At 52.0% G+C, this 25,509-nt stretch carries 30 protein-coding genes and 1 other annotated feature; of the genes, 22 read left to right on the top strand and 8 right to left on the bottom strand.

What is annotated here, in order from left to right:
• Positions 1 to 13: 13 nt before the first annotated feature.
• From Psch_RS10145 to Psch_RS10105, 9 genes are all read left to right on the top strand, one after another.
• The gene (locus tag Psch_RS10145) at positions 14 to 328 is read left to right on the top strand and encodes a YbaB/EbfC family nucleoid-associated protein (protein ID WP_134219527.1); all 315 of its coding nucleotides are present in this window, start codon (positions 14 to 16) and stop codon (positions 326 to 328) included.
• Between the two features lie 3 nt (positions 329 to 331).
• Positions 332 to 934 (top strand): recombination mediator RecR, encoded by a 603-nt coding sequence (gene recR, locus Psch_RS10140; RefSeq protein ID WP_190240082.1) that lies wholly within the window; start codon positions 332 to 334, stop codon positions 932 to 934.
• 49 nt (positions 935 to 983) lie between these two features.
• Complete coding sequence (locus Psch_RS10135; protein WP_190240081.1) at positions 984 to 1,250, top strand: pro-sigmaK processing inhibitor BofA family protein; 267 nt, start codon at positions 984 to 986, stop codon at positions 1,248 to 1,250.
• Between the two features lie 136 nt (positions 1,251 to 1,386).
• Positions 1,387 to 2,064, top strand: a complete 678-nt coding sequence (locus Psch_RS10130; protein ID WP_243124004.1) for a hypothetical protein — start codon at positions 1,387 to 1,389, stop codon at positions 2,062 to 2,064.
• Between the two features lie 253 nt (positions 2,065 to 2,317).
• Complete coding sequence (locus Psch_RS10125) at positions 2,318 to 3,448, top strand: ferredoxin oxidoreductase (RefSeq protein WP_190240080.1); 1,131 nt, start codon at positions 2,318 to 2,320, stop codon at positions 3,446 to 3,448.
• 85 nt (positions 3,449 to 3,533) lie between these two features.
• On the top strand, positions 3,534 to 4,292 hold the full coding sequence (locus tag Psch_RS10120; RefSeq protein ID WP_134220086.1) for a thiamine pyrophosphate-dependent enzyme: 759 nt from the start codon (positions 3,534 to 3,536) through the stop codon (positions 4,290 to 4,292).
• On the top strand, positions 4,292 to 4,882 hold the full coding sequence (locus Psch_RS10115; RefSeq protein WP_134220087.1) for a 2-oxoacid:ferredoxin oxidoreductase subunit gamma family protein: 591 nt from the start codon (positions 4,292 to 4,294) through the stop codon (positions 4,880 to 4,882). The genes Psch_RS10120 and Psch_RS10115 overlap by 1 nt, the downstream gene beginning before the upstream one ends.
• A 14-nt stretch (positions 4,883 to 4,896) precedes the next feature.
• Entirely contained in the window at positions 4,897 to 5,157 is a 261-nt protein-coding gene (locus Psch_RS10110) for a 4Fe-4S binding protein (RefSeq protein WP_190240079.1), read from the top strand.
• A gap of 119 nt (positions 5,158 to 5,276) precedes the next feature.
• Entirely contained in the window at positions 5,277 to 5,405 is a 129-nt protein-coding gene (locus Psch_RS10105; protein ID WP_134220104.1) for a sigma factor G inhibitor Gin, read from the top strand.
• Here the strand turns inward: Psch_RS10105 and Psch_RS10100 are convergent.
• On the bottom strand, positions 5,357 to 5,629 hold the full coding sequence (locus Psch_RS10100) for a hypothetical protein (protein ID WP_190240078.1): 273 nt from the start codon (positions 5,627 to 5,629) through the stop codon (positions 5,357 to 5,359). The genes Psch_RS10105 and Psch_RS10100 overlap by 49 nt on opposite strands.
• Positions 5,630 to 5,824: 195 nt before the next feature.
• Here Psch_RS10100 and Psch_RS10095 point away from each other — a divergent pair, with 195 nt between their 5' ends.
• The 6 genes from Psch_RS10095 to rsmI all read left to right on the top strand — a co-directional run bounded on the left by Psch_RS10095 (position 5,825) and on the right by rsmI (position 11,475).
• A complete protein-coding gene (locus Psch_RS10095) occupies positions 5,825 to 7,270 on the top strand; it encodes an aminotransferase class I/II-fold pyridoxal phosphate-dependent enzyme (RefSeq protein WP_190240077.1) in 1,446 nt (481 codons plus the stop codon).
• A 375-nt stretch (positions 7,271 to 7,645) separates the two neighbouring features.
• Positions 7,646 to 8,269, top strand: a complete 624-nt coding sequence (gene tmk, locus Psch_RS10090) for a dTMP kinase (RefSeq protein WP_134220090.1) — start codon at positions 7,646 to 7,648, stop codon at positions 8,267 to 8,269.
• A complete protein-coding gene (gene holB / locus Psch_RS10085; RefSeq protein WP_190240076.1) occupies positions 8,266 to 9,288 on the top strand; it encodes a DNA polymerase III subunit delta' in 1,023 nt (340 codons plus the stop codon). Before tmk ends, holB begins: the two co-directional genes overlap by 4 nt.
• Positions 9,288 to 10,160: a PSP1 domain-containing protein gene (locus tag Psch_RS10080; RefSeq protein WP_243124003.1), complete on the top strand. Its 873-nt coding sequence runs from the start codon at positions 9,288 to 9,290 to the stop codon at positions 10,158 to 10,160. The genes holB and Psch_RS10080 overlap by 1 nt, the downstream gene beginning before the upstream one ends.
• A complete protein-coding gene (locus Psch_RS10075) occupies positions 10,160 to 10,513 on the top strand; it encodes an initiation-control protein YabA (protein WP_243124002.1) in 354 nt (117 codons plus the stop codon). The genes Psch_RS10080 and Psch_RS10075 overlap by 1 nt, the downstream gene beginning before the upstream one ends.
• 125 nt (positions 10,514 to 10,638) lie before the next feature.
• Positions 10,639 to 11,475 carry a 16S rRNA (cytidine(1402)-2'-O)-methyltransferase gene (gene rsmI / locus Psch_RS10070; RefSeq protein WP_190240290.1) on the top strand — a complete coding sequence of 279 codons (837 nt, stop codon included), beginning with the start codon at positions 10,639 to 10,641 and terminating at the stop codon, positions 11,473 to 11,475.
• A gap of 41 nt (positions 11,476 to 11,516) precedes the next feature.
• Here the strand turns inward: rsmI and Psch_RS10065 are convergent, their stop codons facing one another.
• Positions 11,517 to 11,771 (bottom strand): AbrB/MazE/SpoVT family DNA-binding domain-containing protein, encoded by a 255-nt coding sequence (locus Psch_RS10065; protein ID WP_134220095.1) that lies wholly within the window; start codon positions 11,769 to 11,771, stop codon positions 11,517 to 11,519.
• Between the two features lie 185 nt (positions 11,772 to 11,956).
• Positions 11,957 to 12,213, top strand: a binding site (T-box leader).
• 422 nt (positions 12,214 to 12,635) lie between these two features.
• On the opposite strand from Psch_RS10065, the gene metG reads away from it, so the two are divergent.
• The 4 genes from metG to Psch_RS10045 all read left to right on the top strand — a co-directional run bounded on the left by metG (position 12,636) and on the right by Psch_RS10045 (position 16,243).
• Positions 12,636 to 14,171: a methionine--tRNA ligase gene (gene metG / locus Psch_RS10060; RefSeq protein ID WP_190240074.1), complete on the top strand. Its 1,536-nt coding sequence runs from the start codon at positions 12,636 to 12,638 to the stop codon at positions 14,169 to 14,171.
• Positions 14,172 to 14,190: 19 nt separating this feature from the next.
• On the top strand, positions 14,191 to 14,961 hold the full coding sequence (locus Psch_RS10055; RefSeq protein WP_190240073.1) for a TatD family hydrolase: 771 nt from the start codon (positions 14,191 to 14,193) through the stop codon (positions 14,959 to 14,961).
• A gap of 216 nt (positions 14,962 to 15,177) precedes the next feature.
• On the top strand, positions 15,178 to 15,720 hold the full coding sequence (gene cobO / locus Psch_RS10050; RefSeq protein WP_345789074.1) for a cob(I)yrinic acid a,c-diamide adenosyltransferase: 543 nt from the start codon (positions 15,178 to 15,180) through the stop codon (positions 15,718 to 15,720).
• Positions 15,721 to 15,772: 52 nt separating this feature from the next.
• Positions 15,773 to 16,243, top strand: a complete 471-nt coding sequence (locus tag Psch_RS10045; RefSeq protein WP_190240071.1) for a UPF0158 family protein — start codon at positions 15,773 to 15,775, stop codon at positions 16,241 to 16,243.
• Positions 16,244 to 16,427: 184 nt separating this feature from the next.
• Here Psch_RS10045 and Psch_RS10040 read toward each other — a convergent pair whose 3' ends face one another.
• From Psch_RS10040 to Psch_RS10020, 5 genes are all read right to left on the bottom strand, one after another.
• The gene (locus Psch_RS10040) at positions 16,428 to 17,147 is read right to left on the bottom strand and encodes an ABC transporter ATP-binding protein (protein WP_190240070.1); all 720 of its coding nucleotides are present in this window, start codon (positions 17,145 to 17,147) and stop codon (positions 16,428 to 16,430) included.
• Positions 17,147 to 17,920, bottom strand: coding sequence for an ABC transporter ATP-binding protein (locus Psch_RS10035; RefSeq protein ID WP_190240069.1), 774 nt, complete (start codon positions 17,918 to 17,920; stop codon positions 17,147 to 17,149). The genes Psch_RS10040 and Psch_RS10035 overlap by 1 nt, the downstream gene beginning before the upstream one ends.
• Positions 17,901 to 18,917, bottom strand: coding sequence for a branched-chain amino acid ABC transporter permease (locus Psch_RS10030; RefSeq protein ID WP_190240068.1), 1,017 nt, complete (start codon positions 18,915 to 18,917; stop codon positions 17,901 to 17,903). Before Psch_RS10030 ends, Psch_RS10035 begins: the two co-directional genes overlap by 20 nt.
• A gap of 24 nt (positions 18,918 to 18,941) precedes the next feature.
• Positions 18,942 to 19,826, bottom strand: a complete 885-nt coding sequence (locus Psch_RS10025; protein WP_190240067.1) for a branched-chain amino acid ABC transporter permease — start codon at positions 19,824 to 19,826, stop codon at positions 18,942 to 18,944.
• Positions 19,827 to 20,217: 391 nt separating this feature from the next.
• The gene (locus Psch_RS10020; RefSeq protein ID WP_190240066.1) at positions 20,218 to 21,378 is read right to left on the bottom strand and encodes an ABC transporter substrate-binding protein; all 1,161 of its coding nucleotides are present in this window, start codon (positions 21,376 to 21,378) and stop codon (positions 20,218 to 20,220) included.
• 429 nt (positions 21,379 to 21,807) lie between these two features.
• On the opposite strand from Psch_RS10020, the gene Psch_RS10015 reads away from it, so the two are divergent.
• From Psch_RS10015 to Psch_RS10005, 3 genes are all read left to right on the top strand, one after another.
• Positions 21,808 to 22,827, top strand: coding sequence for a resuscitation-promoting factor (locus Psch_RS10015; RefSeq protein ID WP_190240065.1), 1,020 nt, complete (start codon positions 21,808 to 21,810; stop codon positions 22,825 to 22,827).
• A gap of 187 nt (positions 22,828 to 23,014) precedes the next feature.
• The gene (gene rsmA / locus Psch_RS10010; protein ID WP_190240064.1) at positions 23,015 to 23,905 is read left to right on the top strand and encodes a 16S rRNA (adenine(1518)-N(6)/adenine(1519)-N(6))-dimethyltransferase RsmA; all 891 of its coding nucleotides are present in this window, start codon (positions 23,015 to 23,017) and stop codon (positions 23,903 to 23,905) included.
• 34 nt (positions 23,906 to 23,939) lie between these two features.
• On the top strand, positions 23,940 to 24,410 hold the full coding sequence (locus tag Psch_RS10005) for a ribonuclease H-like YkuK family protein (protein WP_134217121.1): 471 nt from the start codon (positions 23,940 to 23,942) through the stop codon (positions 24,408 to 24,410).
• Positions 24,411 to 24,472: 62 nt separating this feature from the next.
• Here the strand turns inward: Psch_RS10005 and Psch_RS10000 are convergent, their stop codons facing one another.
• A complete protein-coding gene (locus tag Psch_RS10000) occupies positions 24,473 to 25,246 on the bottom strand; it encodes a sulfite exporter TauE/SafE family protein (RefSeq protein WP_427910080.1) in 774 nt (257 codons plus the stop codon).
• Positions 25,247 to 25,509: the final 263 nt, after the last annotated feature.

The raw sequence follows: 25,509 nt of genomic DNA, 5'->3' as shown, positions 1-25,509 counted from the left end.
GGGGGACGATTGAATAATGGGTGGCAATATGAACAAGATGATGAAGCAGGTCCAGAAGATGCAGCAGGATATGATGAGGCTGCAGGAAGAACTGGCCAACCGCACGGTGGAGAGCACAGCCGGCGGGGGCGTGGTCAGGGTGACGGCCAACGGTAAAAATGAAATTACAGCAATAGAAATCAAGCCTGAGGCGGTAGACCCGGAAGACGTGGAAATGTTGCAGGACCTGGTCCTCGCTGCTGTCAATGAGGCTCTTAAGAAGGCGCAGGATATGGCGTCCCAGGAAATGGGCAGACTTACCGGCGGTCTTAAAATACCCGGCCTATAGTAGATGAACTACTACGCCAAGCCGGTCGCCCGTCTTATTGATGAACTGGGGAAACTTCCGGGGATCGGCCCGAAAACAGCCCAGCGCCTGGCCTTTCATCTCCTGCATGCCCCGCCCGAAGTAGCCGCCAACCTGGCCAAGGCCATGCAGGAAGCCAGAAATGCCATTCACCACTGTAGCCTGTGCGGCAACCTGACCGATGTGGACCCCTGTTTTATCTGCGGGGATGAACGTCGCAGGCGTGATAGTATCTGTGTGGTGGAGCGCCCCAGAGACGTGGCCTCGATGGAGAAAGCCAGGGGGTTCAGGGGGCTTTATCACGTGCTGCATGGGGCCATCTCCCCGATGGAAGGGGTGGGACCGGAACAACTGAACATCAGGAACCTGCTGAAACGCCTGTCGGGCGGGGAAGTAAAGGAGGTGATCCTGGCCACCAACCCCAATGTGGAAGGTGACGCCACGGCCCTCTATTTGTCCGGTCTGATCAGGCCGCTTGGCATCCGCGTGACCAGGCTCGCCCACGGCCTGCCCGTGGGAGCCGATTTGGAGTACGCCGATGAGGTAACTCTGGGCAGGGCGCTGGAAGGCAGGCAGGAGATGAAATAGGAATAATTTTCATTTCGGGCCATATAATGGAGCAAGGGGGGTGCTCCGTTTGGAATGGAAATATGTGATTATCGGACTGGCCGGGTTATTCGGGCTCTACCTGGTGGGAACCGCGCTGTTCCGCCCTTTAAAATTTTTAATCCGGCTGACAGCCTGGACCGTCCTGGGGGTCGCATTGCTTTTGGCCATCAACGCGGTGTTCGGTTATTTGGGCTTTCACATCGCCATTAATCCCTTGACCATTCTGACTGCCGGTATACTCCAGCTGCCTGGAGTAGTACTCCTGGTCTTGTTAAATGTTTTATTTATAGGTTAAAAATTTAAAATATTTTTTAGTTTAGAAGAATTTCAGTTGGGGAATGGTTAAATAATAAACGCGGGTTTGCCGGAAACCTGGGGAACAGTTGATACTGTTCTTTTTTTATGGGTATTTTAGCTTAAAAAAAGGAGTTTTGAGCATAATAAACAAAGACCGCATAGTCGAAGCGTATATCGGTGAGTATGCCGCGGGAAAGAGCGAAGCAGCTTTAAGCCGGGCGCTGGAACTGGCCGGCCTGGGCAGGAAGGTAACCCTGGTCGACCTCGATCTTGTGGAGCCCTGCTATACTTTGCGGCCTGTTCAAAAAGAGCTTATGGCCCGTGGTGTTGAAGTGATCGCCTGGGAAGCCAAAGAGACGTTGGGTTTGGGTGAGGCCGGCGTGACGATTAAGCCTGCGGCCAGGTGGGCGCTACGGCGGCCAGGCGATATTATCCTGGACATCGGTTATGGGGTGGAAGGCAGTAAGACGCTCAAGCTTTTGGAAGGGGCCGCCGAAGATCCGTTTCTGAACATAATCTGTGTTGTAAATACCTCACGTCCCATGACCTCCGGGATGGAACAAATTGTCGAGCACGTGAGGGAAATGGGAAAGGTGGACGGCCTTATCAACAATACGCACCTGGGCGATGAGACCACTGTCGAGGTAGTCCAGGAAGGCGCCGGTCTTATTACCAGGGCTGCTAAAACCCTCGGACTGCCGGTGGTGGCTACAACGGCTCCGGCCTTGATCGCCGGGCAAATCGGTTCCATGGACTGTCTGGGTAACCCCGTTCGCCCGCTGGCCGGCCTGATGTCAAAAGCCTTTTGGTAATGGGCCGTGAAAAAAAGCGTCGTAGGGCGTAAGGCGTAAGGCGTAATAAGAGAAACCTTGTTATAACTCTGACATTGATTCGAGATATGTGGCCATAATAAAGACCCATAAGGAATGCAGTATAATACCTATGCCCAACGCCTTACGCCCTACGCCTTACGCCTATATGATACGTGTTTGCGAATTCATTAACACAAACGCAAAATGCAAAACTCGCTTTGCTCAACTTGTCAATGCTCTAGGGGGTTTTTACATGTCTGAGAAAACAATTCAAGAAGAAAAAAGGGTCTTTATGACCGGTAACGAGGTGGTGGCCTGGGCGGCTATAGCGGCCAAAGCCGACATTATGTACGGCTATCCGATCACCCCCCAGAATGAAATCATGCACTACTGGACCAGGCTGGCCCCAAAATATAATAAGACCTTTCTGCAAACTGAAGACGAGCTTTCAGCAGGGTTTACCACCGTGGGCGGGGTGATGGCAGGGCGCAAAGCTTTTACGGCTACAGCCGGGCCCGGTAATACGCTGATGCAGGAACCCATGTCGATGGCGGAGATGATGCGCTTGCCGACCGTGGTGGTAATCCAGCAGAGGGGCGGTCCATCCACGGCGACGGTGATTTATTCCCAGCAGGAGGTAACTCTCACCACCCTGGGCGGGAACGGTGAGGGGATGCGGATTGTATATTCCACAGCCAACCACCAGGAGCTGTATGATTACACCATCAAAGCATTTAACACGGCCTGGAAATACCGCTTTCCGACTTTTGTGCTTGGTGATGGATACCAGGCGAAAATGCGTGAACCCCTGACCATGTATAAGCCGGAAGAGCGAGGCGTGCAAATTATCGAACCGCAAGCCTTTGTCGGGCTGGCGGGTGTACCGGGGCGTGACCGGCCCCCGGCACATCACCGCAATACCTACAACCTGGAAGAAGAGCTTTACGAGAAGGTATCCCACGATATGGCTGAATTTGAAAGAATAGCGCCCGAGGTTGCTGAATTCCAGGCTGAAAATACGGATGACGCGGAACTTGTGGTGGTCGGCCACGGGGTGGTTTTCCGGGCGGTACGGGAGGCCGTAAACAACCTGAGAGAGCAGGGACACAAGGTGGGTTATTTTCGGCCGGTGACCCTGCGTCCCCTGCCGGTGCAACAAATCAAGGAGCTTTCAGCCGGTGTCAGTAAAATTCTGGTGGTTGAGTCAGCTTACGGGCAGTTGGCCAGGCTCTTTAAAGAGGTTGCCTACGGCGGCACAGCTGAGATTACTCACCTTTTCCGGCCGGGGATCGGTATTACCGCTACTGAAGTTGAAGTCAGGGTTAAAGGACTGCTGGAGACCGGCCTGCGCAAACCCAGGTTGCGGAAGGCCTCAGTTGGCTAGTTCCACAGCCTCTGAGGCGGCCCGGCAGAGGATGAAAACAAAAAGTTCAAAACATACTAATATGACACCTTAAGGAGAGTCTTGCATGGCGCCACAACCAAAAATGCCCCGCAGTTGGCGGGCGGAGACCAAGCCCCATAAGTTTTGCCCGGGATGCGGACACGGTATTATTTTAAAATTTCTCGGAGAGGCTATTGATGAACTGGAGATCCACGACAAAGTGGTCTTCGGCTGTGATATTGGCTGTTCACTTTTATCCTGGGATTTCTTCAACCTGGATTCGGTCCAGACCCACCACGGGCGGACCATCCCGGTTATGACCGGTATCAAACGGGCCAGGCCGGAATTGATCTGCATCGCATACATGGGTGACGGCGGCGGTTATTCCATCGGCGCTCAGCATATGGTCGCAGCGGCGGCCCGGAATGAAAAAATTACGGCAATCCTGGCCAATAACACCCAATATGCCATGACCGGGGGGCAGATGGCTCCCACCACCTTGCCGGGGCAGAAAACCGAAACCTCGCCTTACGGGCGGGATCCCGAAGTGACCGGTTATCCCCTGCAGGGGCCGGAGATGGTATCCGCCATTACACCGGACGGAGCTTACGTGGCCAGGAGCAGCATCGGCAACCTACGGCAGCTAAAGGCAGCGTTAAAGAAAGCGCTGGAGAACCAAATCAACGGCAACGGGTTTTCCTTCGTTGAGGCTCTTTCCTCCTGTCCTACCAACTGGCGTACCAATGCCAAGGATACCTGGAGTTTTATCGAAAACGAGATGTCCAAGCAGTTTAAAGTGGGAGAAATCAAGGCGCCGGGCGCCGTGCAGGGGGAGGTGGGCTAATGACCGGGACAACCAAATTGGTACTTGCAGGCGAGGGGGGCCAGGGGGTCCAGTCGGTTGCGGAAATCATCGCGGAAGCTGCCAATGCGGAAGGTAAACAAGCTCTCTATATCCCAAACTTCGGAGTGGAGCAGCGGGGCGGTGTATCGGTGGCCTTTGTCCAGATTAGCGACAAGCAGATTGGTTCACCCAAGTTTCAAACCGGGGATATCGTAGTGGCTTTAAGCGACCGGGCGGTACACCGTACCCGGCAATATGTAGGTCCTAAGACCGTTTTTGTTTATGAAAGCAGTACCCAGGTCAAAGACGAAGACCTGCCGGCCAACGCCGCCAGGGTGCTGCCCATTCCGGCTATAGAAGTCGCCAAGCAGGAGCTGAACCCCCGTGTTTTTAACATTTTGATCATGGGCGCCGTAGTAGGAGCAACCGGGGTGATTTCACTGGAACGGATTAAAGAGGCTGTTGAAAGAAAACTTGGTTACAAGTTTGAAAAACAGCCTGAGTTGAGGGAGTTAAATTTCAGAGCCCTGGAACGGGGCATGGAATTGGTTCGATCTGATCAAAATAATCGGGCCGTCAGCAATGCTTAAGGAGGACCATAAAAATGACACTGCAATTCCAACCAAAAACACAGGAATTAACAAAAGGAAATTTTACACTTTTCCCGGGCCTTTGCAAGGGTTGCGGGCTATGCATTGAAAAATGCCCAAAAAAGTGTCTGAACTGGTCCGATGTGTTAGGAGTTTATGGGACGCCGACTATTGAGTCGAGTGATGCGTGTATCGCCTGTGGTATATGCCAGGAGGTATGCCCGGATTGCGCTATAAGTATTGAGAAAAGGAAAAAACCGCCTTTCACCCATTAGCCGTGGCGTTCATATTTAATATGAAAAGGTGATTTAAGCGGTGGTGAAATAAAGTGGCAGTCGCATCTCCCACATGTATATTATGCCGGCGTCCCCAGTTGACTGCATTCGAAGGACTCATGGTTAAGGGTCGCTATATCTGCAACGAGTGTGAGCGTAGAATCATTGTCCTTGACAGGGGCGATCCGGACTATGACTACTACAAGTGGGGATTGAAAAAAATCTGGTGCTGGCCAACCAATGTCTGAGCTTGGGTCAGCGCCTGTTTTTTTTGGGCCAGGCGGATGCGCCTGTGCGCCAATTCCAGGTCTTGCTTGATCATATATAAGGTGGTGGGCCTGATACCGGTCTTTACAGCAATATCCTGATCTGTAAAGCCCCTTTTCCAGGCCCTGATCAGTTTCTTAACGTCGGTGCCGTATTTTTTGGACAGAGTCTTTTCATCTACCTTCCAGGACTGTTGTTCTGCCACCCGGTATCACTCCTTTACGTATAGTAATGTTTTTCTTATTGTGACCATGCGCTCTGTTATCTATAAGGTTAAACTAATGGCAAAATTGCAGGATGGCGTTGGTAATAATGTGACTTCTATGATATAATTAAAGATTAGTAAAACTTGTATTTAATTTTTTTTTGTTTTTATTTATTTTGTTCCGGAGGCAGTTTTTTGTCTGAAAGGCAAGGACAGGCTCCTCTTTTTGAGGCGCTCTGCAGGCATAATGAAAAAAATACGTGCAATCTCCATATACCTGGACACAGGCAGGGCCGATGCATTCCGGAAGGTCTCATGTCCCTGGACAATAAAGCCCTTTTTTCCCTTGATTTGACCGAGCTGCCTGGTTTGGATGACCTGCACAGCCCGAGCGGGCCCATCCGCCTGGCCCAGGAACTGGCTGCCGGCCTTTACGGAGCAGACCGCAGTTTCTTCCTGGTTAACGGTACAAGCGCCGGCATTCATGCCCTGCTTGTGGCAACTGCGGGTGAGAAACAGGTAGTTGTACCGAGAAATGCCCACCGCTCGGTCCTGGGCGGTCTGGTTCTGGCCGGCGCCGACCCGGTTTACGTCACACCGGAGCTTATGCCTGAATTCGGTCTGGATTGCGGCGTTGCACCCGCCGCAATCCGGGCGGCGTTGGAAAATAACCCGGCAGCCGCCGCCGTCCTGGCGGTAAGTCCCAACTATTACGGAGTCACCGGAGATTTGCAGGGTTATGCTGAAGCTGCTCACAGGGTGGACAAGCCGCTCCTGGTAGATGAAGCGCATGGCGCCCACCTGCGCTTTCACCCGGCCTTGCCGGAGGATGCCATGGCTTGCGGCGCGGACGCTGCCGTCCAGAGTACCCACAAGCTGGGCGGTTCACTAACCCAAAGTTCAGTTCTGCACCTGCAAGGACAACGAATTGAGCAGCAGGGTGTCGCGGCAGCTCTGCGCCTGCTGCAAACCACCAGCCCGTCCTACCTGCTCATGGCTTCTCTTGATTTGGCCCGCCGGCAGCTGGCGCTGCGGGGGAAAGGACTGCTGGACCAGGCTCTGGAACTGGCCTATGGCTTGCGCCAGCGCTTGTCAATTATCGATGGTTTGAGTGTTTTGTCCCCGGAGCGCCTGCCCGAAGGCTCAAGCCTGGATCCGACCAGGCTGGTGATTTCAGTGCGCAGGCTGGGGTTGTCCGGCTACCAGGTGCAGCAGATGCTGGCGGAACGCTACCGTGTTTACGTTGAAATGGCTGATTCCGCCCATGTGGTGGCTATTGTCTCAATTGGCGCCGTCCGGGCCGACTGTGAAGGACTGGCCCGCGCCATGGAGGACATCTCCTTCAGGGAGCGCAAGACAGAACCCATCCCGTTCGTTGCCCCGCCGGACAGTTTTATTGTGTTGATGAAACCACGCGAGGCCTGGTTTGCAAAATTCCGTCAGGTGCCTCTTGATGAAGCCAGGGGAAGGATCTCAGCAGAGACAATCGCTGTGTACCCGCCCGGCATTCCGGCTGTAAACCCGGGTGAGGAAATCACCGTGGATGTTATCAACTACCTGACGGCAGTCAGAAAAATGGCACTGCCCTGCCACGGCCCGGCCGATCCAACGCTGAAAACAATCAGTGTTGTGGTAGAATAACTACAAGAGCCTGTACGACAAGCGCTTAAATTGAGCGACTTAATAGCTTAATTAGCGTTTCGCTGCTCCAAAAATTATTTCGGCTTCTGCTATATTGCTCGGATGTAGGTGCGAATTCATTCGCACAAAAGCTACATTAGATGCCCAAGTACGGCGCTAACGCCCCGTTGTGCGATTGAAATCGCACCTACACTACACCAGTCAGGTAATACTATATGATTGCATATTTTCACTGTTGTGATTAACAATCAGTTTTTGTTTACTGTAGGAATACAGAATACATCCACGTATCACGACATGCGACTAAGAGGAATGCAGTATACACCTTACGACCTACGCCTTACGACCTACGACCAAATTTTGAGGTGCTTTAGCATGAAGGGAAAGTTTTTAGTTTTTGAAGGTATCGACGGCTCCGGCAAGACCACCCAGCTAAAGCTTTTGGGTGATAAACTGTCCGCCCGGGGTTGCCCGGTGCTGTACACCAGGGAACCGGGGGGGACAAGAATTGGGGAGACTGTCCGTGAGTTGCTGCTCAACCCGCAACATAGCGAACTGGTCCCCGTCGCCGAAGCCCTCCTTTATGCCGCCGCCCGGGCGCAGCACGTGGCGCAGGTGATTTTGCCCGCCTTGCAGGAAGGAAAAATAGTGTTGTGCGACCGCTTTCTCGACTCCAGTCTGGCCTACCAGGGGTTTGGCAGGGGTTTAGACGTCGGGCAGTTAGAAAAGCTGAACGAGACGGCAACGGCCGGACTGAAGCCCGACCTGGTACTGCTCTTGGATTTTCTTTGTGATACCGGTATGGAGAGGATTACGGGGTCAGGCCGGGGTGCGGACCGTATAGAACAGGAGGACCGTGTTTTTCACCGTAAAGTCCGGGCCGGTTACCTGACGCTGGCCGGGCGCGACCCCGACCGTTACCGTGTCATTGACGCCAACCGTACCATAGAGCAGGTCCATCACGATATCATTGGGGTTGTGGAGGAAATTTTGGGATGAGGTTTCTGCGGGAGATAGCCGGCCATCAACAGATAGTCCAAACTCTGATGAACGCTGTTTCCAGCGGCCATGTTGTCCATGCCTACCTCTTTGCCGGCCCCGCGGGGGTGGGTAAGAAAACAACGGCCCGGGCTTTTGCGCGGGCGCTGCTCTGTTCTCAACCGGCGGCCGGGGACGCCTGCGGGGTCTGCCGTACCTGCCGGCAGGCGGCGAACCATAACCATCCCGACCTTTATACGTTACAGCCCTCAGGAGCGTCCATCAAGATTGAACAGGTGCGCGGCATGCTGCGCCGGATCCCCTACAGGTCCTACCAGGGCGGACGTAAGGTGTTTTTGATTAATCAGGCCGAGCTAATGACCGCGGATGCCTCCAATTGCCTGCTGAAGACGCTGGAGGAGCCGCCCGGCGGTACAGTCATGATCCTGGTTTCCGACCAGCCGCAGTCCCTGCTTCCGACCATTTTGTCCCGCTGCCAGATGTGCTCATTCAAAAGCATACCCCTGCCGGAGCTGACCGGAGGGCTGGTTGCCCTGCACGGTCTGGACCCGGTTAAAGCGGGTCTGACCGCTGCGATGGCCGGCGGCAGCATGGGTAAAGCGCTGGCTTACGCGGCCGGGACATTCCAGGCGGAGCAAAGCCTCGCGATCCGTCTGGCGCATGACCTGGACGGAGCCGCTCCCCACGAGGCGCTGGTGATGGCGGGACAAATCGCAGAGCAAAAAGAGAAAGTAAGCGCTATCCTGGAGATCCTAAAATGCTGGTACCGCGACCTGCTGGTCTTTAAATTAACTGGAGAAACAGGGCTTTTATATCATTTAGACCATATTGATATCATGGAAAAGGAGGCGGGAAGCTTTGAAACCGGGCGTCTCTTGGAGATACTAGAAGAGATAGAAACTACCAGAAAAAAAATTGAGGCCAACGCCAATACCCGGTTGGCCCTGGATATACTATTTTTGCATCTGGCAGGAAGGGCTCCGGGCTTAACAACCGGAGTAGAGGAGGGAATCGTTTAGTGGAATTAATCGTGGTCGGTATTCGCTTTAAAAAGGCCGGTAAGATATACTATTTTGACCCCGGTGACCTCCCGCTGACCATGGGAGAAGGGGTAATTGTGGAAACTGCCAGAGGTGTCGAGTACGGGGACGTGGTGGCGGGCCCTTTGCAAGTTAATGAGGATGAAGTGGTGGCTCCGCTCAAAAAGGTAATCCGTAAAGCTACCGTTGAGGATTACCAGCAACTTGCCGCTAACAAAGAAAAAGAATGCAGGGCTTTCCAGGTGGGTCTGGAGAAGATTGCATTCCATAAGTTGCCTATGAAACTGGTGGGGGTTGAGCAGACCTTTGACGGTAACAAAATCATTTTTTATTTTACCGCGGAAGGGCGTATTGACTTTCGTGAACTGGTAAAGGACCTGGCTGCGGTGTTCCGGACCAGGATTGAACTAAGGCAGATTGGGGTCCGGGACGAAGCCAAACTGGTGGGCGGGCTTGGCTGTTGCGGGCGTGAGCTCTGCTGCGCCACCTGGCTTTCCGATTTTGCTTCCGTCTCCATCAGGATGGCCAAGGAGCAAAATCTTTCCCTTAATCCCACCAAAATTTCCGGCATCTGCGGCAGGCTGATGTGCTGCCTGAAATACGAAAACGAGTCTTACGAGCATGCCAGAGGAGAATTTCCTGATCCCGGCAGCTGGGTTACTACCCCTGATGGGGAGGGTAAGGTAGTCGGTATAAATATATTTAAAAAGTACGTCAGTGTGGAACTGAAGGAAAGTAAAATCATCAAAGAATATCCCTGTGAAGAAATTGTATGTAAAGATGGCCAGGCCAAAATGTGCAAAGGCTATAAGAAAGAATGCCCCCGGCAATCAAACGAGGAGACAGTTTAGTGCAGGGCCTGTTCAAACGCATTAAAGAAATGGAAGCAAAACTACATTCCCTGCTTGCTGAAATGCAGGAATTGAAACATGAAATCCGGGAAGCGGATGAGGAAAACTCCCGGCTCAGGAATGAACTGGCCGCCTTTTACCGCGCGGATCTGGTAAACGGCGCGGCAAGTGAGGCTGAAGGCAAGTCCGGCGTAGCCTTTTCGAACCTCCTTGAACTGTACGACCAGGCGTTCCATATCTGCAACCTTTATTTCGGCCGCAGGAGGTCTGGAGAGTGCCTTTTTTGTATGGCCTTTTTGCGCAAGGAAGCGGAGCCCTCAACCGGCAAAAAGGTTGAAGAGAGCAACTCTTAATTTTCTAAAAGACAGCGTGGAAATATAATTCCACTGGCCTTATAATGTGGGTGCGCAGGATGTCTTTTGAGGAGCTTTTAAACCAGCCGGTGAGGTGAAACACTGTGACAGAAGGGCAAAAAGGGATGCTTTACCTGTGCGCGACGCCTATCGGCAACCTGGAGGACATTACGATGCGCGCCCTGCGGGTGTTGCGGGAGGTCGACCTGATTGCCGCGGAAGATACGCGTCACACCCGGAAACTTTTGAGCCGCTATGATATTCATACCGGGCTTACCAGCTACCACCGCCATAATATGCGCGCCAAGGGGCCGGTCCTATTGGACCTGCTACGCTCCGGCAAAAATATTGCCCTGGTTTCCGACGCCGGTATGCCGGGAGTGTCGGACCAGGGGTCGGAACTGGTCGGGTTAGCCCTGCGGGAAGGGTGTGGGGTTACTGCGATACCAGGGCCAAGCGCCGCTATTACAGCCCTGGTGGTCTCCGGCCTTCCTACGGAAAGCTTTATTTTTATTGGATTTTTACCAAGCTCCGCCAAAGCGAGGCGCGAAAAATTAAGGGAACTTCAGCCCCAACAGGGTACTCTTATTTTCTATGAGGCGCCGCACCGCTTGCGGGCGACATTGGCTGACCTGTATGAGGTCCTTGGCCACCGGGCGGCAGCGGCAGCCAGGGAACTGACCAAGCTGCATGAAGAAATTATCCGGGGTTCGCTGGCCGAACTAGTGGAGCATTTCAGGGAAAAGGAACCGCGAGGCGAGTTTACCCTGGTTGTTGACGGCGCCGGCGCCGAAAGCCCGGCAAAAAATGAGCCGGAGTGGCTTCACTTGAGTCCTGCCGATCATGTAGCCCTAATCGAGGCAAAAGGAGCCGGCCGCAAGGATGCCCTCAGGGAAGTTGCCCGTTTGCGTGGTATTTCCAGGCGGGAGGTCTACCAGGCGGTACTTGAGAAAGAAACTTGAGTAAAAAAATGAGAGACTTTCGTCCCTCTTATTACTGCAAATTACATTGCTTGAGCGTTTTCAATCATGGCCAGAGCACACTCACGGCATACCATTTTGCCGCGGTAGTGTTGGACATCCGAAGCGTTGCCGCAGAAGACGCAGGCCGGCTCGTACTTTTTCAAGATAATCTTCTCATTATCTACGTAGATTTCCAGAGGGTCTTTTTCGTCAATTCCCAGCGTCCGCCGCAATTCAATGGGAATGACCACTCTGCCGAGCTCGTCCACCTTTCTGACAATCCCTGTCGATTTCATGCTATCCCTCCTCTACAAAATTCGACATAATGTTTAAATTTCTTACAACTAAATGGTACCAACGATTCCAGTAAAAGTCAACACATTTATTTACTAATCAACTACTTTTTTTCCTGATTGTCGAAAACTTGACAAATCAGATTCCCTTGGATTAAAATCAGTTTGTTGGCTTTCTTAAATGCTTCAAAAAGGCTGAGAAGGGGAAGAGTAAGCTGGTATTAGTACCCGACAGAGAGCGGGGTTGGGTGGAAACCCGCGGGGAAAGGACGGCTGAACATGGCCCTGGAGCTGCGCGTCTGAACTTACAGTAGGTCGCGACGGGATTAGCGCCGTTACCAGGCTTGGGTATCGGGAACGATCTTCCCCGTACCTTGAAAGGCCGCTTCGTGAGAAGCCGGTAAAAAAGGGTGGTACCGCGGGTAATTAACACTCCGCCCCTTGGTAACAAGGAGGGAGTGTTTTTGTTTACTGAAACTTTTTCTGGTAAGAGGAGGTTGTGGCGTATTATCAAACTGTCGTAGGGCGTAGGTATATGTTAGTCTTGGGTCGTGGGACGTGAGACGTGGGTATATTCTGTATTCCTTATGTGTCAAAGATTTGTATGCGTGAACCAAAGAAGCACTTGTCGTACAAGCTCTTGTATTTATTCTGCCACAACTAAAAATTTTCCCTTCATGCTTAAATGGGTCGAGGGCGTAGGTATATACTGCATTCTTTCGGGTCTTTTTAGCTGCAACATTTTTCAGATTCAAGTATCAAACAAAAGAAGGCATTCTTTTTACGCCCTACGCCTTACGACTTACGACCAAAATAAGAAAAAAATAATGTCTACTTCGATAGCTTAAACAAAGGAGGAATAAGATTATGAGCAAGGGCACGTTTTACATTACTACCCCGATTTACTACCCCAGCGACAACCTGCATATCGGGCATGCTTATACCACGGTGGCTGCAGACACCATGAGCCGGTTCAAGAAGCTCACCGGGTGGGATACGTATTTTCTTACCGGCTCGGATGAACACGGCCAGAAGATTGAGCGGGCGGCCAAATCACGTGGTGAGACCCCTCAGGAATACGTTGATAAAATCGTAGCCGGCTTTAAGAGCCTGTGGGGTAGCCTGGAAGTGAGTTACGATGATTTTATTCGCACAACTGAACCGCGTCACAAAAAGGTGGTCTCCGAATTCTTTCAGAGATTATACGACCAGGGGGATATCTACAAGGCCAGCTACGAAGGCTGGTACTGTACACCCTGTGAAGCTTTTTGGGTGGAAAGCAGGCTGGAGGAGGGCAATTGTCCCGACTGCGGACGTCCGGTGGAACTGCTCCAGGAAGAAAGTTATTTTTTTAAGATTTCCAAGTACGCCGACCGCCTACTGCAGCACATAGAGGAGCACCCGGAGTTTATTCAGCCCACTTCACGGCGCAATGAAATGGTGAGTTTTATTAAGAGCGGTCTGGAGGACCTCTGTGTTTCAAGGACCACCTTTAACTGGGGTATTCCTGTTCCCTTCGACCCCAAGCATGTCATCTACGTCTGGGTGGACGCTTTGACCAACTATATCTCCGCGCTGGGTTACGGAACCGGCGACGATACCCTTTTTAAAAAATACTGGCCGGCCGATGTCCACCTGATGGGCAAGGACATTGTGCGTTTTCACAGCATCATCTGGCCGTGTCTCCTGATGGCTCTTGGACTCGAACTGCCCAAGCGGGTGGTGGGCCACGGCTGGCTGTTGCTCGATAGCGGTAAAATGTCCAAATCCAAAGGAAATGTGGTGGACCCGCTGGTTTTAATCGAAAAGTACGGGGTGGATGCCATCCGCTATTACCTGCTGCGCGAACTGCCCCCCGGCTCGGACGGTTCTTATAGCGAGGACGCTCTGGTAGAGCGGATCAACAAGGACCTGGCCAATGACCTGGGCAACCTGGTCAGCCGCTCCATCGCCATGATTGAAAAATATTTTCAGGGTGTGGTTGAAGCGCCCGGCGCCCCCGAAGGTCCGGATCAGGAATTGATCGACCTGGCCGAACAGACTCCGGTAAAAGTTGAAGAAGCAATGGACGCGCTGGACCTCTCCGGAGCCTTGAGCGCCTTATGGCGCCTGGTGGGACGCGCCAATAAGTACGTGGACGAGACGGCGCCCTGGGGCCTGGCCAAAGACCCGGCTCAGAGGCAGCGGCTGGCTACGGTCATGTACAACCTGGCCGAGTGCATTCGTTTTATCACCGTCATAGCGGCGCCCTACATGCCTCTACTGCCCCCGCGGGTCTGGTCCCAGTTGGGCCTGGCCGGCCGGGAGGACGTGCAAACCTGGGATTCCCTGGCCTGGGGGAAATTCCCCGCCGGGGTAAAAGTTAAGCGGGCCCAGGCTCTTTTCCCGCGGATTGAAGTATAAAAAGGACAGGATGATTGCCATGCTTTTGTTTGATACACATGCCCACATTGCTGAAGAGGAGTACGAACTCGACCGGGAGGAGGTATTGGAACGGGCGCGCGGCGCAGGGGTGGCCTATATCAACAACGTGGGCTACAACCTGGAATCCTCCCGGCGAGCCATAACACTGGCCGAAAATAATGACATGGTATATGCTTCCGTAGGGTTTCACCCGCACAATGCGATGGAAGCCGGGCCCGGCTACCTTGAGGAATTAAAGAACATGTCCGCCCACCCCAGGGTGGTGGCGCTGGGCGAGATTGGGCTGGATTACTACCGTGATCTTTCCCCCCGGGAAATGCAGCGCAAGGTTTTCCGGGAGCAGTTAATCCTGGCTCGCGAGCTGAGCTTGCCGGTAATCATTCATGACCGGGACGCGCACGGTGATCTCATGGATATCTTGCGCGAGTTGGGACTGGGCGCCGCCGGAGGTGTCATGCATTGCTACTCCGGCAGTTGGGAGATGGCGCAGGAATGCCTGTCCATGGGCTTTTATATTTCCATTGCCGGGCCGGTAACCTACCAGAATGCGTCCAGGTTGAAAGATGTAGCCGGCCGGGTTCCCATGGACCGCCTGCTGCTGGAAACAGATGCGCCCTACCTGACGCCGTCGCCGCACCGGGGCAAACGCAACGAACCCTCTTACATTGCTTTTACCGCGGCAGAGATTGCGACGCTTAAGGGAATAGATGTCGAAAAATTGGCGAAAACATGTACAGAAAATGGCAGGAGATTGTTCGGAATTGCTTGAATAAATAATAAGCCGGCGGCGCCGCATAGCATGAAAATACCAGCCGATGTAGGCGCCATTTCAATCGCACACGGCGCGCCAGCGCCGAATTTGTGGCAGCCAATGTTGCCTTTGTGCGAATGAATTCGCACCTACATCTTTGGGGTATCGCTTCGTATGCCGGACTCTTATGTTCAGGATAGAAAGATTTTTCTGTGAAGAAAGGAACGGGAGCTTATTATGCAAGAGCAAAAGAAACAAGGTTTAATCCTGGTCAACACGGGCAACGGCAAGGGAAAAACCACAGCTGCTCTTGGTATGGGCTTAAGAGCCTGGGGGCAGGGGATGAAGGTGCTGGTTCTCCAGTTCATCAAGGGTGGCTGGAAATACGGGGAACTGAAGGCGGTAGAAAAGCTTGGCCCAAATTTTGAAATAAGGCAGATGGGAGAAGGGTTCATCAAGGGAGCGGACGACCAGTCGCTTGACGAGCACCGACATGCCGCCGGGGAGGCGCTTGAGGCCGCCAGGGCTGAATTTTCAAAGGCAAATTACGACCTGATCATTCTGGATGAGATCCTGTACGCCATCCATTACGGGCTGGTAGCTCAGAGTGACGTTCTGGCCCTTTTAGACGCCAAGCCGGAAAGTTTGCACGTGGTCCTGACCGGACGCAATGCTTCTCCCGAAATTATCGCTAAGGCAGACCTGGTCACTGAGATGCGGGAAATTAAACATCCCTTTACCCGGGGGATTCCCGCCCAGAAGGGGATAGAATTTTAATGGAGAGCTGCTTGGCTGTTGACGGCAGTACTTGAAGAAAGGAACGGTTGAGATGCGCCAGGTACCTGTGGTTTTGGCATGGTTGGTCAACGCTTTTGAAAACAGCAGCGAGTATTCCGAGTATTACCTGGATCTGCAGACAGGAAAACATTACTTTTACGCGCCTATGGACTTCCCTGAACACGAAGAAAAAGTTAAGAAAATGGACAGCCAGCCGGAAAACTTTGCGAGGCTCCCCAAGCTGGATAAGGAACTGGACATAAAAATCAAACAGGATTTCATTGATACCCTTGATGCCCCCCTGGTGAAGGAAATCCTGGCCAAGGCGCTGGCTGCGGATGTGGATTTCAGAAAAGCCCTGATGGAGGATGATTACGAGGAAACACGCAGAGAGTGGTATAAGTATCAGAATGACAGGTATGCTGTCTTTTTAAAAGAATGGTTTAAGGCCAAAGGGATTGAGCTGGTTGAGGCCGAAGTCCCCGGCAAAAATGATCCCTGCGGTGTCAACAAACGATTATAGATATGCCTTTGGGTCAGTCGCAGGGCGTAAGGCGTAAAAAGATTACTCTTAACGTTGACCTTTTACGATTTAAATATGACCTATAAGGAATGCAGTATATACTTACGCCCTACGCCTTACGACATCTTATAAAGCAAACCCGGAGTATCCGCCCCGGGTTTTTCTTATGCTCCCAGCTTTTTTGTCAGGCTATCTCAATGACATCGCCAAGGTAGGCGCTGCGGACCTTGGGGTTCTCCCGCAGCTCGGCGGCAGGGCCGGCCAGCATGACCCTTCCGGTTTCCAGCACATAGGCCCTGTGGGCTATTTGAAGCGCCATGAATGCGTTTTGCTCGACCAGCAGGATAGTTGTCCCCAGTTGGTTAATCTCCACGATTATTTTAAAAATATCCTCGGCCAGGATGGGGGAAAGCCCCATGGAAGGCTCGTCCAGGATCAGAAGCTTGGGTTGGCACATCAACCCGCGTCCCATGGCCAGCATCTGCTGCTCGCCGCCCGAGAGGGTGCCGGCTAACTGCTTTTCCCGTTCTTTAAGGCGCGGGAAACGTTGAAATACATTATCGAGGCTGCCTGCAATTTCAGCGCGGTCAGTCCTGGTATAAGCGCCCATGATCAGGTTCTCGCACACAGTCAGGTCGGGAAAGATTTTTCTTCCCTCCGGTACGTGGGCCAGGCCCATCTGGACAATCTTATGCGCGGGAGCTTTGGTAATGTCGTTACCGCCAAACTTAACGGAGCCGGACTTGGGCCGCAAGAGGCCGGAAATGGTCCTTAAGGTCGTGGATTTACCGGCGCCGTTGGCGCCGATCAGGGTCACGATTTCTCCTTCCTTGACTTCGAAGGAAATACCGTGCAGCGCCTGGATGGCTCCGTAAAAGACTTGAATATTATCTACAGACAGCATCAGGCTACCGTCACCCCCTTGCCCAGATAAGCCTCCAAAACTTTCGGGTTATTGCGGATCTCTTCGGGCAGTCCTTCGGCGATAATCTCTCCGAAGTCGAGCACTACCAGCCGGTCGCATACGTTCATGACCACGTTCATCTGGTGTTCGATTAAAAGAATGGTAATTTTGAAATGGTTTCTAATGAACCTTATCAGTTCTACCAGGGTACCGACCTCGGAGGGGTTCATACCGGCTGCCGGTTCATCCAAAAGCAGGACTTTCGGTTCTCCGGCCAGAGCGCGGGCGATTTCCAGGCGGCGCTGGTCTCCGTAGGGCAGGCTGGCTGCCTTTAATTCAGCCCTCCCGTCCAGGTTCATGGCCTTCAAAAGCTCATATGACAGCTCGGTGATGCGTGCCTCTTCAGCTGCATACCGTGGTGTGTGCAGAAAAGCGTCTATCACACCATATTTCACCCGGGGATGAAAGACGGTGCGAACGTTGTCCAGGACTGTGCATTCCTTGAAAATACGGATATTCTGGAAGGTCCGCGCGATGCCCAGTTGCGTAATTTTAAAGGGCTTTATACCCAATATGCTCTTGCTTACGAAGTTAATGGAGCCGGAGGTAACCGGATAAATTCCGGTAATCAAGTTGAATATGGTTGTTTTGCCTGCCCCGTTAGGACCGATTAACCCTACAACTTCATTATCTTCAAGCGTCAGATCAAAGTTGGAGACAGCCCGCAAGCCGCCAAAACTTTTACTTAAACCTTCAATTTCCAAGACCGGCATGAGGACCCTCCTCTCCTTTTATTACAGGTGTTTTTAGCCTGGGTGGTTTCATAAAGAGGAGTTCTTTACCGTTGAAAAGGCCCTGCGGCCGCATCAAGATGGTAACAACCAGGATCAGTGCGTAAATAACTCCGCGGAAATCGATGAACTGCTCGCCCAGTACAAACCTTAAGCCCTCCAGTAGAAAGGCCCAGCCTATGGCTGTTACAATGGTACCGCTTAAGCTGCCCAGCCCACCCAGCACGACGATCAATAAAAAGTCAAAAGATTTGAGGAAGTCGAAGCTGGCCGGGTGCAGGAAGGGATAGCGGTGCGCATAGAGGGAACCAGCCAGTCCCGCCAGGGCGCAACCCAGGACAAAAGCCATGGTTTTGTAGCGGGTGGTGTCAATACCCATGGCGTCAGCGGCTATTTCATCCTCCCGGATAGAGGTGAAGGCACGCCCGTATTTAGAATAAATAAGGTTTCTAACCAGCAAAATAGCGGCAAGGAAAAACAGAAAAATTATTTCGAAGTTCGCTACCCTGGGTAAGCCGCTCATGCCGGTGGCTCCGCCGAGGACTGGTATGACTTTGTTGGCATTGTCCATGCCGACCTTGACGATAATCCCGAAGCCCAAAGTAGCGATGCCCAGGTAGTCGGAGCGCAGCCGCAAAATAGGTAAACCTATTAATAAGGCAACCAGAGCCGCTGCCAGGGAACCTGCAATGAGGGCAATGATAAACCAGAGTATATCGCCGTGCCCTATTGTCTTGCCGATGGCCCCTGCGGTATATGCGCCTATGCCATAAAACGCAGCGTGTCCAAGAGAGAACTGGCCGGTAAAACCGTAAATAATGGATAACCCCAGAGCGCCGATGGTGACAATCATGGACTGGTCAAGCACGAGTTGCCAGTAGGATGAAAGTACACCAAAATATATCAGTGTTTTAACTAAAGCATAAAAGATTACGACCGCGGCAATAAGTAATAACGTTTGATTATATTTCTGCTTCATTTTGTTTACCATCCTTTACCCTGGTTAAACTTTCTCGGTTTCGGTTTTACCCAGAATGCCGCAGGGCCGCACCAGTAATACCAGAATCAGGATTCCGAAGGCGATAGCGTCCCTCAACTGGGACGATAAAAAGGCGGCTGTCAGGGTTTCCACCTGGCCCATGATTAAAGCGCCTAAAACCGCACCCGGGACAATCCCGATCCCGCCCAGCACCGCTGCGGTAAAAGCCTTTAGGCCGGGCATAATGCCCATAAACGGATGGATTTGTGGATAGGCGATGGCGTAAAGCACACCCCCGGCGGCGGCCAGGGCCGAACCGATGGCAAAAGTAGCAGAAATAACGCTGTCCACATTAACACCCATCAGGCGGGCGGCGTCGTGGTCAAGCGACACTGTGCGCATGGCCATACCGGTTTTGGTCTTGAAAAGCATGTACTGAACCAGGAGCAGCATCAATATTACCGTGACCATGACCATAACCTGGATATTCGAGACGGTGATGCCGCCCAATTGCCAGTGGACCTCTTCAATAGGGCGCTGGACCACCCGGTAATTGGGTCCAAAGACGAATTTTAAACTGCAAAAATACTCTAAAAAAAGGGACATGCCCAGGGCGCTGATTAGTGCGGCGATTTTGGGAGCGTACCGGAGTGGGCGGTACGCGATCTTTTCTATGACCACGCCGAGAACGGCGCAAACCGCCATAGCAGTGAGGACCGCCACCGGTACCGGCATTCCCCACTGGCTGAAGCCGAAATAACCGACAAAAGCGCCTACCATGAAGACGTCGCCGTGGGCAAAATTGATCAGTTTAACCACCCCGTACACCATGGTGTATCCCAGGGCAATCAAAGCGTACATAAAGCCGAGTTGCAGACCGTTGATGATCTGCCCCATTACATGTTCCAACACTACAACCCCCATATCTACGGCCGATAAGCTATACTACCGGCCTCTGCCGAGACCAGTATAAATTAAGAGGCTTTATAATAATAAATTGAGAAAAAATCTATTTCGAGTATTAGTTATCCGCTACTATCACGGTACCAGCAAAGGATGAGACTAAACGATGTGGGTGCAATTTTAATCGCACATTGGGACTATTACAGCATTGTGCGAATAAATTCGCACCCACTTTTTTGGGGTATCCCTTTAGTTGTTGAATATTTTTAAAAACAATTTGTACCCATGTTTGTAAACCGGGAGGGGGTTTCCCTCCCCCTCCCGAAAATCCTATTAATTTGCAGGGCAACCGTGCCGAGGCTTCTGGTAGTTTTCGGCACGAATATATGTTGCTATACTACGGGTTTACAGTGGTCACATAGACTTGCTTACCATCTTTGATTTGTAGAATTACAGCCGGCTTAATGGGGTTGCCGTCCTTATCGAAACTAAGCTTACCGGTTACTGCGGCATAGTCCTTGGTTGCTTGCAGTGCGTCCCTGATTTTGGCAGGGTCATCACTGTTGGCAGTCTTAATGGCGTTTATGAGCATGTTGGTCGCGTCATAACCGAGAGTGGCAAAGGCATCAGGTACAGAGTTGTATTTGCCCTTGTATGCCTCTACCCAGGTTTTGACTTCCGGACGGGGATCGTCGGGGGAGTAGTGGCTGGTGAAATAGCCGCCTTCCATGGTGGCATAGTCGAGTTCCGTGGAATCCCAGCCGTCACCGCCCAGGAAGATAGCTTTGATACCCTTTTCCCGGGCTTGCTTGCCAATCAGACTGACTTTCTGGTAGTAATCGGGGAGGTAGAGAATATCAGGCTTCTGCTGAGCTATATTGGTCAGGACTGCAGAAAAGTCCACATCGTCCTTGCCATAAGCTTCCATGGACAGAACCTTACCGCCGTGTTGGGTGAAGGTTTCGTTAAAGAATTTGGCCAACCCGATGGTGTAGTCATTACTCTGGTCATATAAAATGGCCGCGGTTTTGGCCTTAAGGGTCTCAGTAGCAAACTTGGCTGCAACGGTACCCTGGAACGGGTCGATAAAGCAGGCCCGGAAAATAAAGTCTTTGCGTTTGGCATTGTCATCAACAGTAACCTTGGGGGCTGTGCCGGTACCGGTAATCATGACCATCTTGCTATCATTGGCCAGTTCGGAGGCAGCGATGGTGGTCCTGGAGGTAACCGAGCCGACAATAGCCTTGACTCCGTCCTCGGCAATCAGCTTGGTTGCCACGTTAACTGCCTCGGTGGCATCGTTGCGGTCGTCGGCGGTCACATATTCGATCTTATAATCGCCAGCCTTGTTGCCGGCCTGTTCCAGGGCCAATAAAAAGCCGTTCTTGGTTGACTCGCCAAAAGTTTTGACGTCACCGGTCAGGGGGCCGATGAAACCGATTTTGATAACCTTTTCGCCTGTACTGGTAGCTTTATTGTCGCCGCCGCAGCCCGTGAGGACCAGAGCCAGGCCCAGTACCAGAATCATTAAAACCAGAATCCTCTTGTTTGTTAACATCCAAATTTCCCTCCTTGGTTTTGCGTTAAGTACTCATACTTCTCTTTAATTTTTTGCCGGCACGGTGTGGTCGGCCTGGCTTAACCTGGAAGCGACATCACCTCCGCCAGTTCAGATTTGTTAAAATGCAAACAAGCAAAAGATATTATAAATGTAGAAAGTTCGTTATCATAAGAGATTTTCCTTCTAGATTTAAAAGAACAATATAATGCCATAAATTTACAACAGCTCGACAAAAATTCACCCTATCCAAAACCGCCAACTCGTAGTAAGATGTAAATGTGTTAGGAAATTACCGGCACCATAGCCAATGAAAATGTGTATTGCTATAATTTCTCTTGCAAGTGCGCTAAAAAACTGTGATTTGGAAAGAAGGAATGGTTAATTTTACCCGAGATGAGTGCCGGACTTGTGTAAAGGAGGCATTTAATGAATTGGTACGGATGGCTGAGGTTGGGAAGTCAAAAGGAAAATAACAAAGACAGGGACCCCGGTAAGCGGGGCGCTTTTTTCCTCCGGGCTGTTGTTGGCGCCGTTATTATCGCGCTTATGTTCTGCGGTTACACCTGGGCTCAAAAGTCCGTGGTGGTACTGGTTGACGGGAATGAGAAAGCGGTCCGGACTTTTTCGGGTACAGTGGGAAGTCTTCTGAAAGCCCAGAAGATCTCTTTGCTCGAAAAGGATGAAGTGATTCCAGCTCCCGAAACACCTTTGCAAGAAGGTATGGTGGTTACGGTCAACCGAGCGGTTGATTTCAACCTGGTCGTTGACGGAAGCGCATCGCCTGCCAGAACCAGGGGACGGACAGTAGGAGATATTCTTTTTGAGTTTGGCATCAACCTTGGACCCGAGGACGAGGTCTCCCCGGGCGTAGAAGAGCCTGTGCTCCCTGGCATGCAGGTCCAGGTGGCCAGGGTACGCACTGTTACCGAGGAGAGCGAAGTACCAATCAATTATGAAACGAAAAAGCAGTATACCGTCAAGCTGGAAGAAGGCGCTACCCGGGTGGTCCGGGAAGGACAGGACGGAACCGAGCGCCAAACCTGGCAGGTGGTGTACAGGGATGGTAATGAGGTCAGCCGCCAGTTGGTTTCACGGGAGGTAATAACTCCTCCGGTAGACAGGCAGATTTTGGTCGGAAGCGGGATGGTGGTGTCGCGGGGCGGTGAAAACATCAGGTACTCTGATGTTAGACAGATGGTGGCTTCGGGTTATACCTACACCGGCTACAACACCGCCTCGGGAGTACCTCCCCATTACGGGGTAATGGCGGTTGACACATCGGTGATTCCTTTCGGTACCAGAGTGTATGTGGAAGGATACGGTTACGCAACTGCCCGGGACCGCGGGGGCGCTATCAGGGGCAACCGGATTGACCTCTTCTTTGAATCGGAAAGTGAAGCCAGGAGATGGGGTTTACGGACCGTAAAGGTTTATTTCTTCGAATAATAAAAGGGCAAGCGAAAAAGGACCGCAAGGTCCTTTTTGTTTTGGGAAAAAATAAGAAGCAATGAATTAGATAGTTCACAGGTCGCCTGATATTGATTTGTTCTGGGGAAAACAGGGAATAATAAAGGAAACCGGCAGACTGATGTCGAATTATCACTAAAATTTGGTATAAACAGGGGGTTCCTCCTTGATTCAGGTTGCTTCCCCGGCTGCCGTACGTTCTATTATGCGTCGCCACAATATATCCTGCCGCAAAAGCCTGGGGCAAAATTTCCTGGTGGATTTGAATATAATACAAAAGATACTGGATTCAGCTGAGTTAACGCTGGACGACCTGGTCCTTGAGATAGGCCCCGGACTGGGGGCGCTGACCGCACAGGCGGCCCAAAGCGCCGGCAAGGTATTGGCTGTGGAAGTGGACCGCGGCCTATTGCCGGTACTGGCGGAAACCTTGGAGGGCGCCGGGAATGTAGAGGTTATCGAAGGCGACGCCTTAAAGACAGACTTTGACCGGTTGGCAGGGGAAAAAACCGGTGGATTGTTTGGCAGCGGCGGGAAAAAATATAAGCTGATTGCCAATCTGCCGTATTACATTACCAGCCCGCTCTTAATGCATTTGCTGATGAACCGTTTTAACTTTTCTGTGGCCATAGTCATGGTCCAACGGGAAGTGGCTGAGCGCCTGGCAGCCGGGCCCGGCGCCAAGCAATACGGAGCGCTGAGTGTGGCTGTGCAGTATTTTACCGAGTCTAAAATCCTCTTTAAAGTGCCGCGTACCGTCTTCTTCCCGGCCCCGGAAGTAGATTCCGCGGTGGTCCGTTTGTCCCAAAGGGCCCTACCGGCTGTTTCCGTACGGGATGAGAAAACTTTCTTTAAATTGGTCAGGGCTGCTTTCGGCCGGCGCCGCAAGACCCTGCTGAATTCTCTGGATGGTTCCGGGCTCGGTCCGGACAAAGCAACCTGGCTTAAGGTTCTGCAGCGCTGTGGTATTGACGCCTCCCGGAGAGGTGAGACCTTGGCCCTGGCTGAATTTGCTTGCCTGACCGGGGCTTACCTGGATTTTTGCGCGGGTTTGTAACGGGAATGTTGTATTACTGGAAGGAGGGGGTATCATGAATTTCATAAGCCCTACCAGGGGACGTATGGGCTTTAATGAGATGATGACAGATATTGTCAATTACATCAAAGGCCTGCCCACTTCTTCCTATAAAATCATTATCGGCTCCGACTCCATGGTAAAAACAGAAACCTGCTTCATTACGGCTGTTATCGTGCATCGCCTGGGCAAAGGAGCCCGCTATTTCTATCGTAAGAAAATTCAGCGCAAAATAAAAAGCCTGCGGCAAAAAATATTCTACGAAACAGCGCTCAGCCTGGAGGTGGGCGGGCTGGTCCATAAGTACTTTGCCGACGAGGGCTTTGTTGATTTAAACGTGGAAATACATATTGATGTAGGTGTGCAAGGCGAGACCAAAGACCTCATTCGCGAGGTCGTGGGCATGGTCACAGGGAGCGGCTTTACGGCTAAAATTAAGCCTGAGGCATACGGCGCCTCAAGCGTGGCGGATAAACACACCAAATAATGTACACGGAAAATGACCATTCGCCCCCGCATCGCGCCCTCCCGGGCCGGATGTCCCGGCGCTTACTGATTCTCCTCAACAGTTTCGGTAACGGGCGTTCTTAAGTACTTAATCCCTGACCAGGTCAGCACGGCCGCGAATATGATACGCAAAACACCTTCCGAAAGGTTATGGGCGAAGGAACTGCCAAAAAATGTGCCGATTATGATGCCGGGGACCAATCCCGCTAAGATACTCGTATTGACGTTTCCGAGACGCCAATGGGTGAACGCGCCAACCCCTCCGGCAGGGACCATGGCGAGCAGGGAACTGCCCTGCGCCGTATACTGAGGTAAACCGGCCAAAAGGACCATGGCAGGCACCATTATCGTACCTCCTCCGACCCCCATCATCCCTGAGAGAAAGCCGGTAAAAGCCCCGGTCAATAAGAGGATAATAATTTTAAACCATCCCGTGGCTGGTTCGGCGATATGTGGTATATAAGGTTTCAGTAACAGCAGCAGGGTGATCAGGAGTAAAAATAAGCCAAAGGACTTCTTAAGCTTCCATTCAGGAAGCGCATCGGCATAACGCGCTCCGGCCCTGGCTGTGAAAATGGCGGTTGACGCCAGAAGCACAGAGGCCATTATGTCCACCGAACCCTCCAAGGCGTAAGTGACAGCCCCTGCTATTCCGGTAAAGACAAGCGCCACAAGGCTTGTGCCATGTGCTTTAAGCTGGCCCATTTTGAGGACGCCTACCATCAGAGGGACCATGATCACACCGCCGCCGATTCCGACAAGCCCTCCGAAAAGCCCTGTTGCCAATCCTATTAAAAAGTTCATTCCCCAGTTCATTCCCCATCGCCTCCCGTGACTCAAGGCAGGATGTCCTTCTTCCGGTAATAATAACAAATTCCTCTGACAACAGCAATCCGGGCAACAGTATTTACCGCCGGTTTTTATTTCCGCACCGGCTTATTTGGTTTTGCGGTTGAGCAGGTTCTTTTCCTTCGAAATATGTAGAGATGGTATTTGCAGGAAACCATATTCACCTGATTTGCAGTGGTAATCTTCCTTTAACAAATGAAGCCTGTTGCGAAAGTTAGCAACAAGGCTTC

The organism is Pelotomaculum schinkii, from assembly GCF_004369205.1.
GTDB classification, from domain to species: Bacteria; Bacillota; Desulfotomaculia; order Desulfotomaculales; family Pelotomaculaceae; genus Pelotomaculum_C; species Pelotomaculum_C schinkii.
The sequence above is the reverse complement of the archived record's forward strand: the minus strand, read 5'-3'. Positions and strand labels throughout refer to the sequence as shown.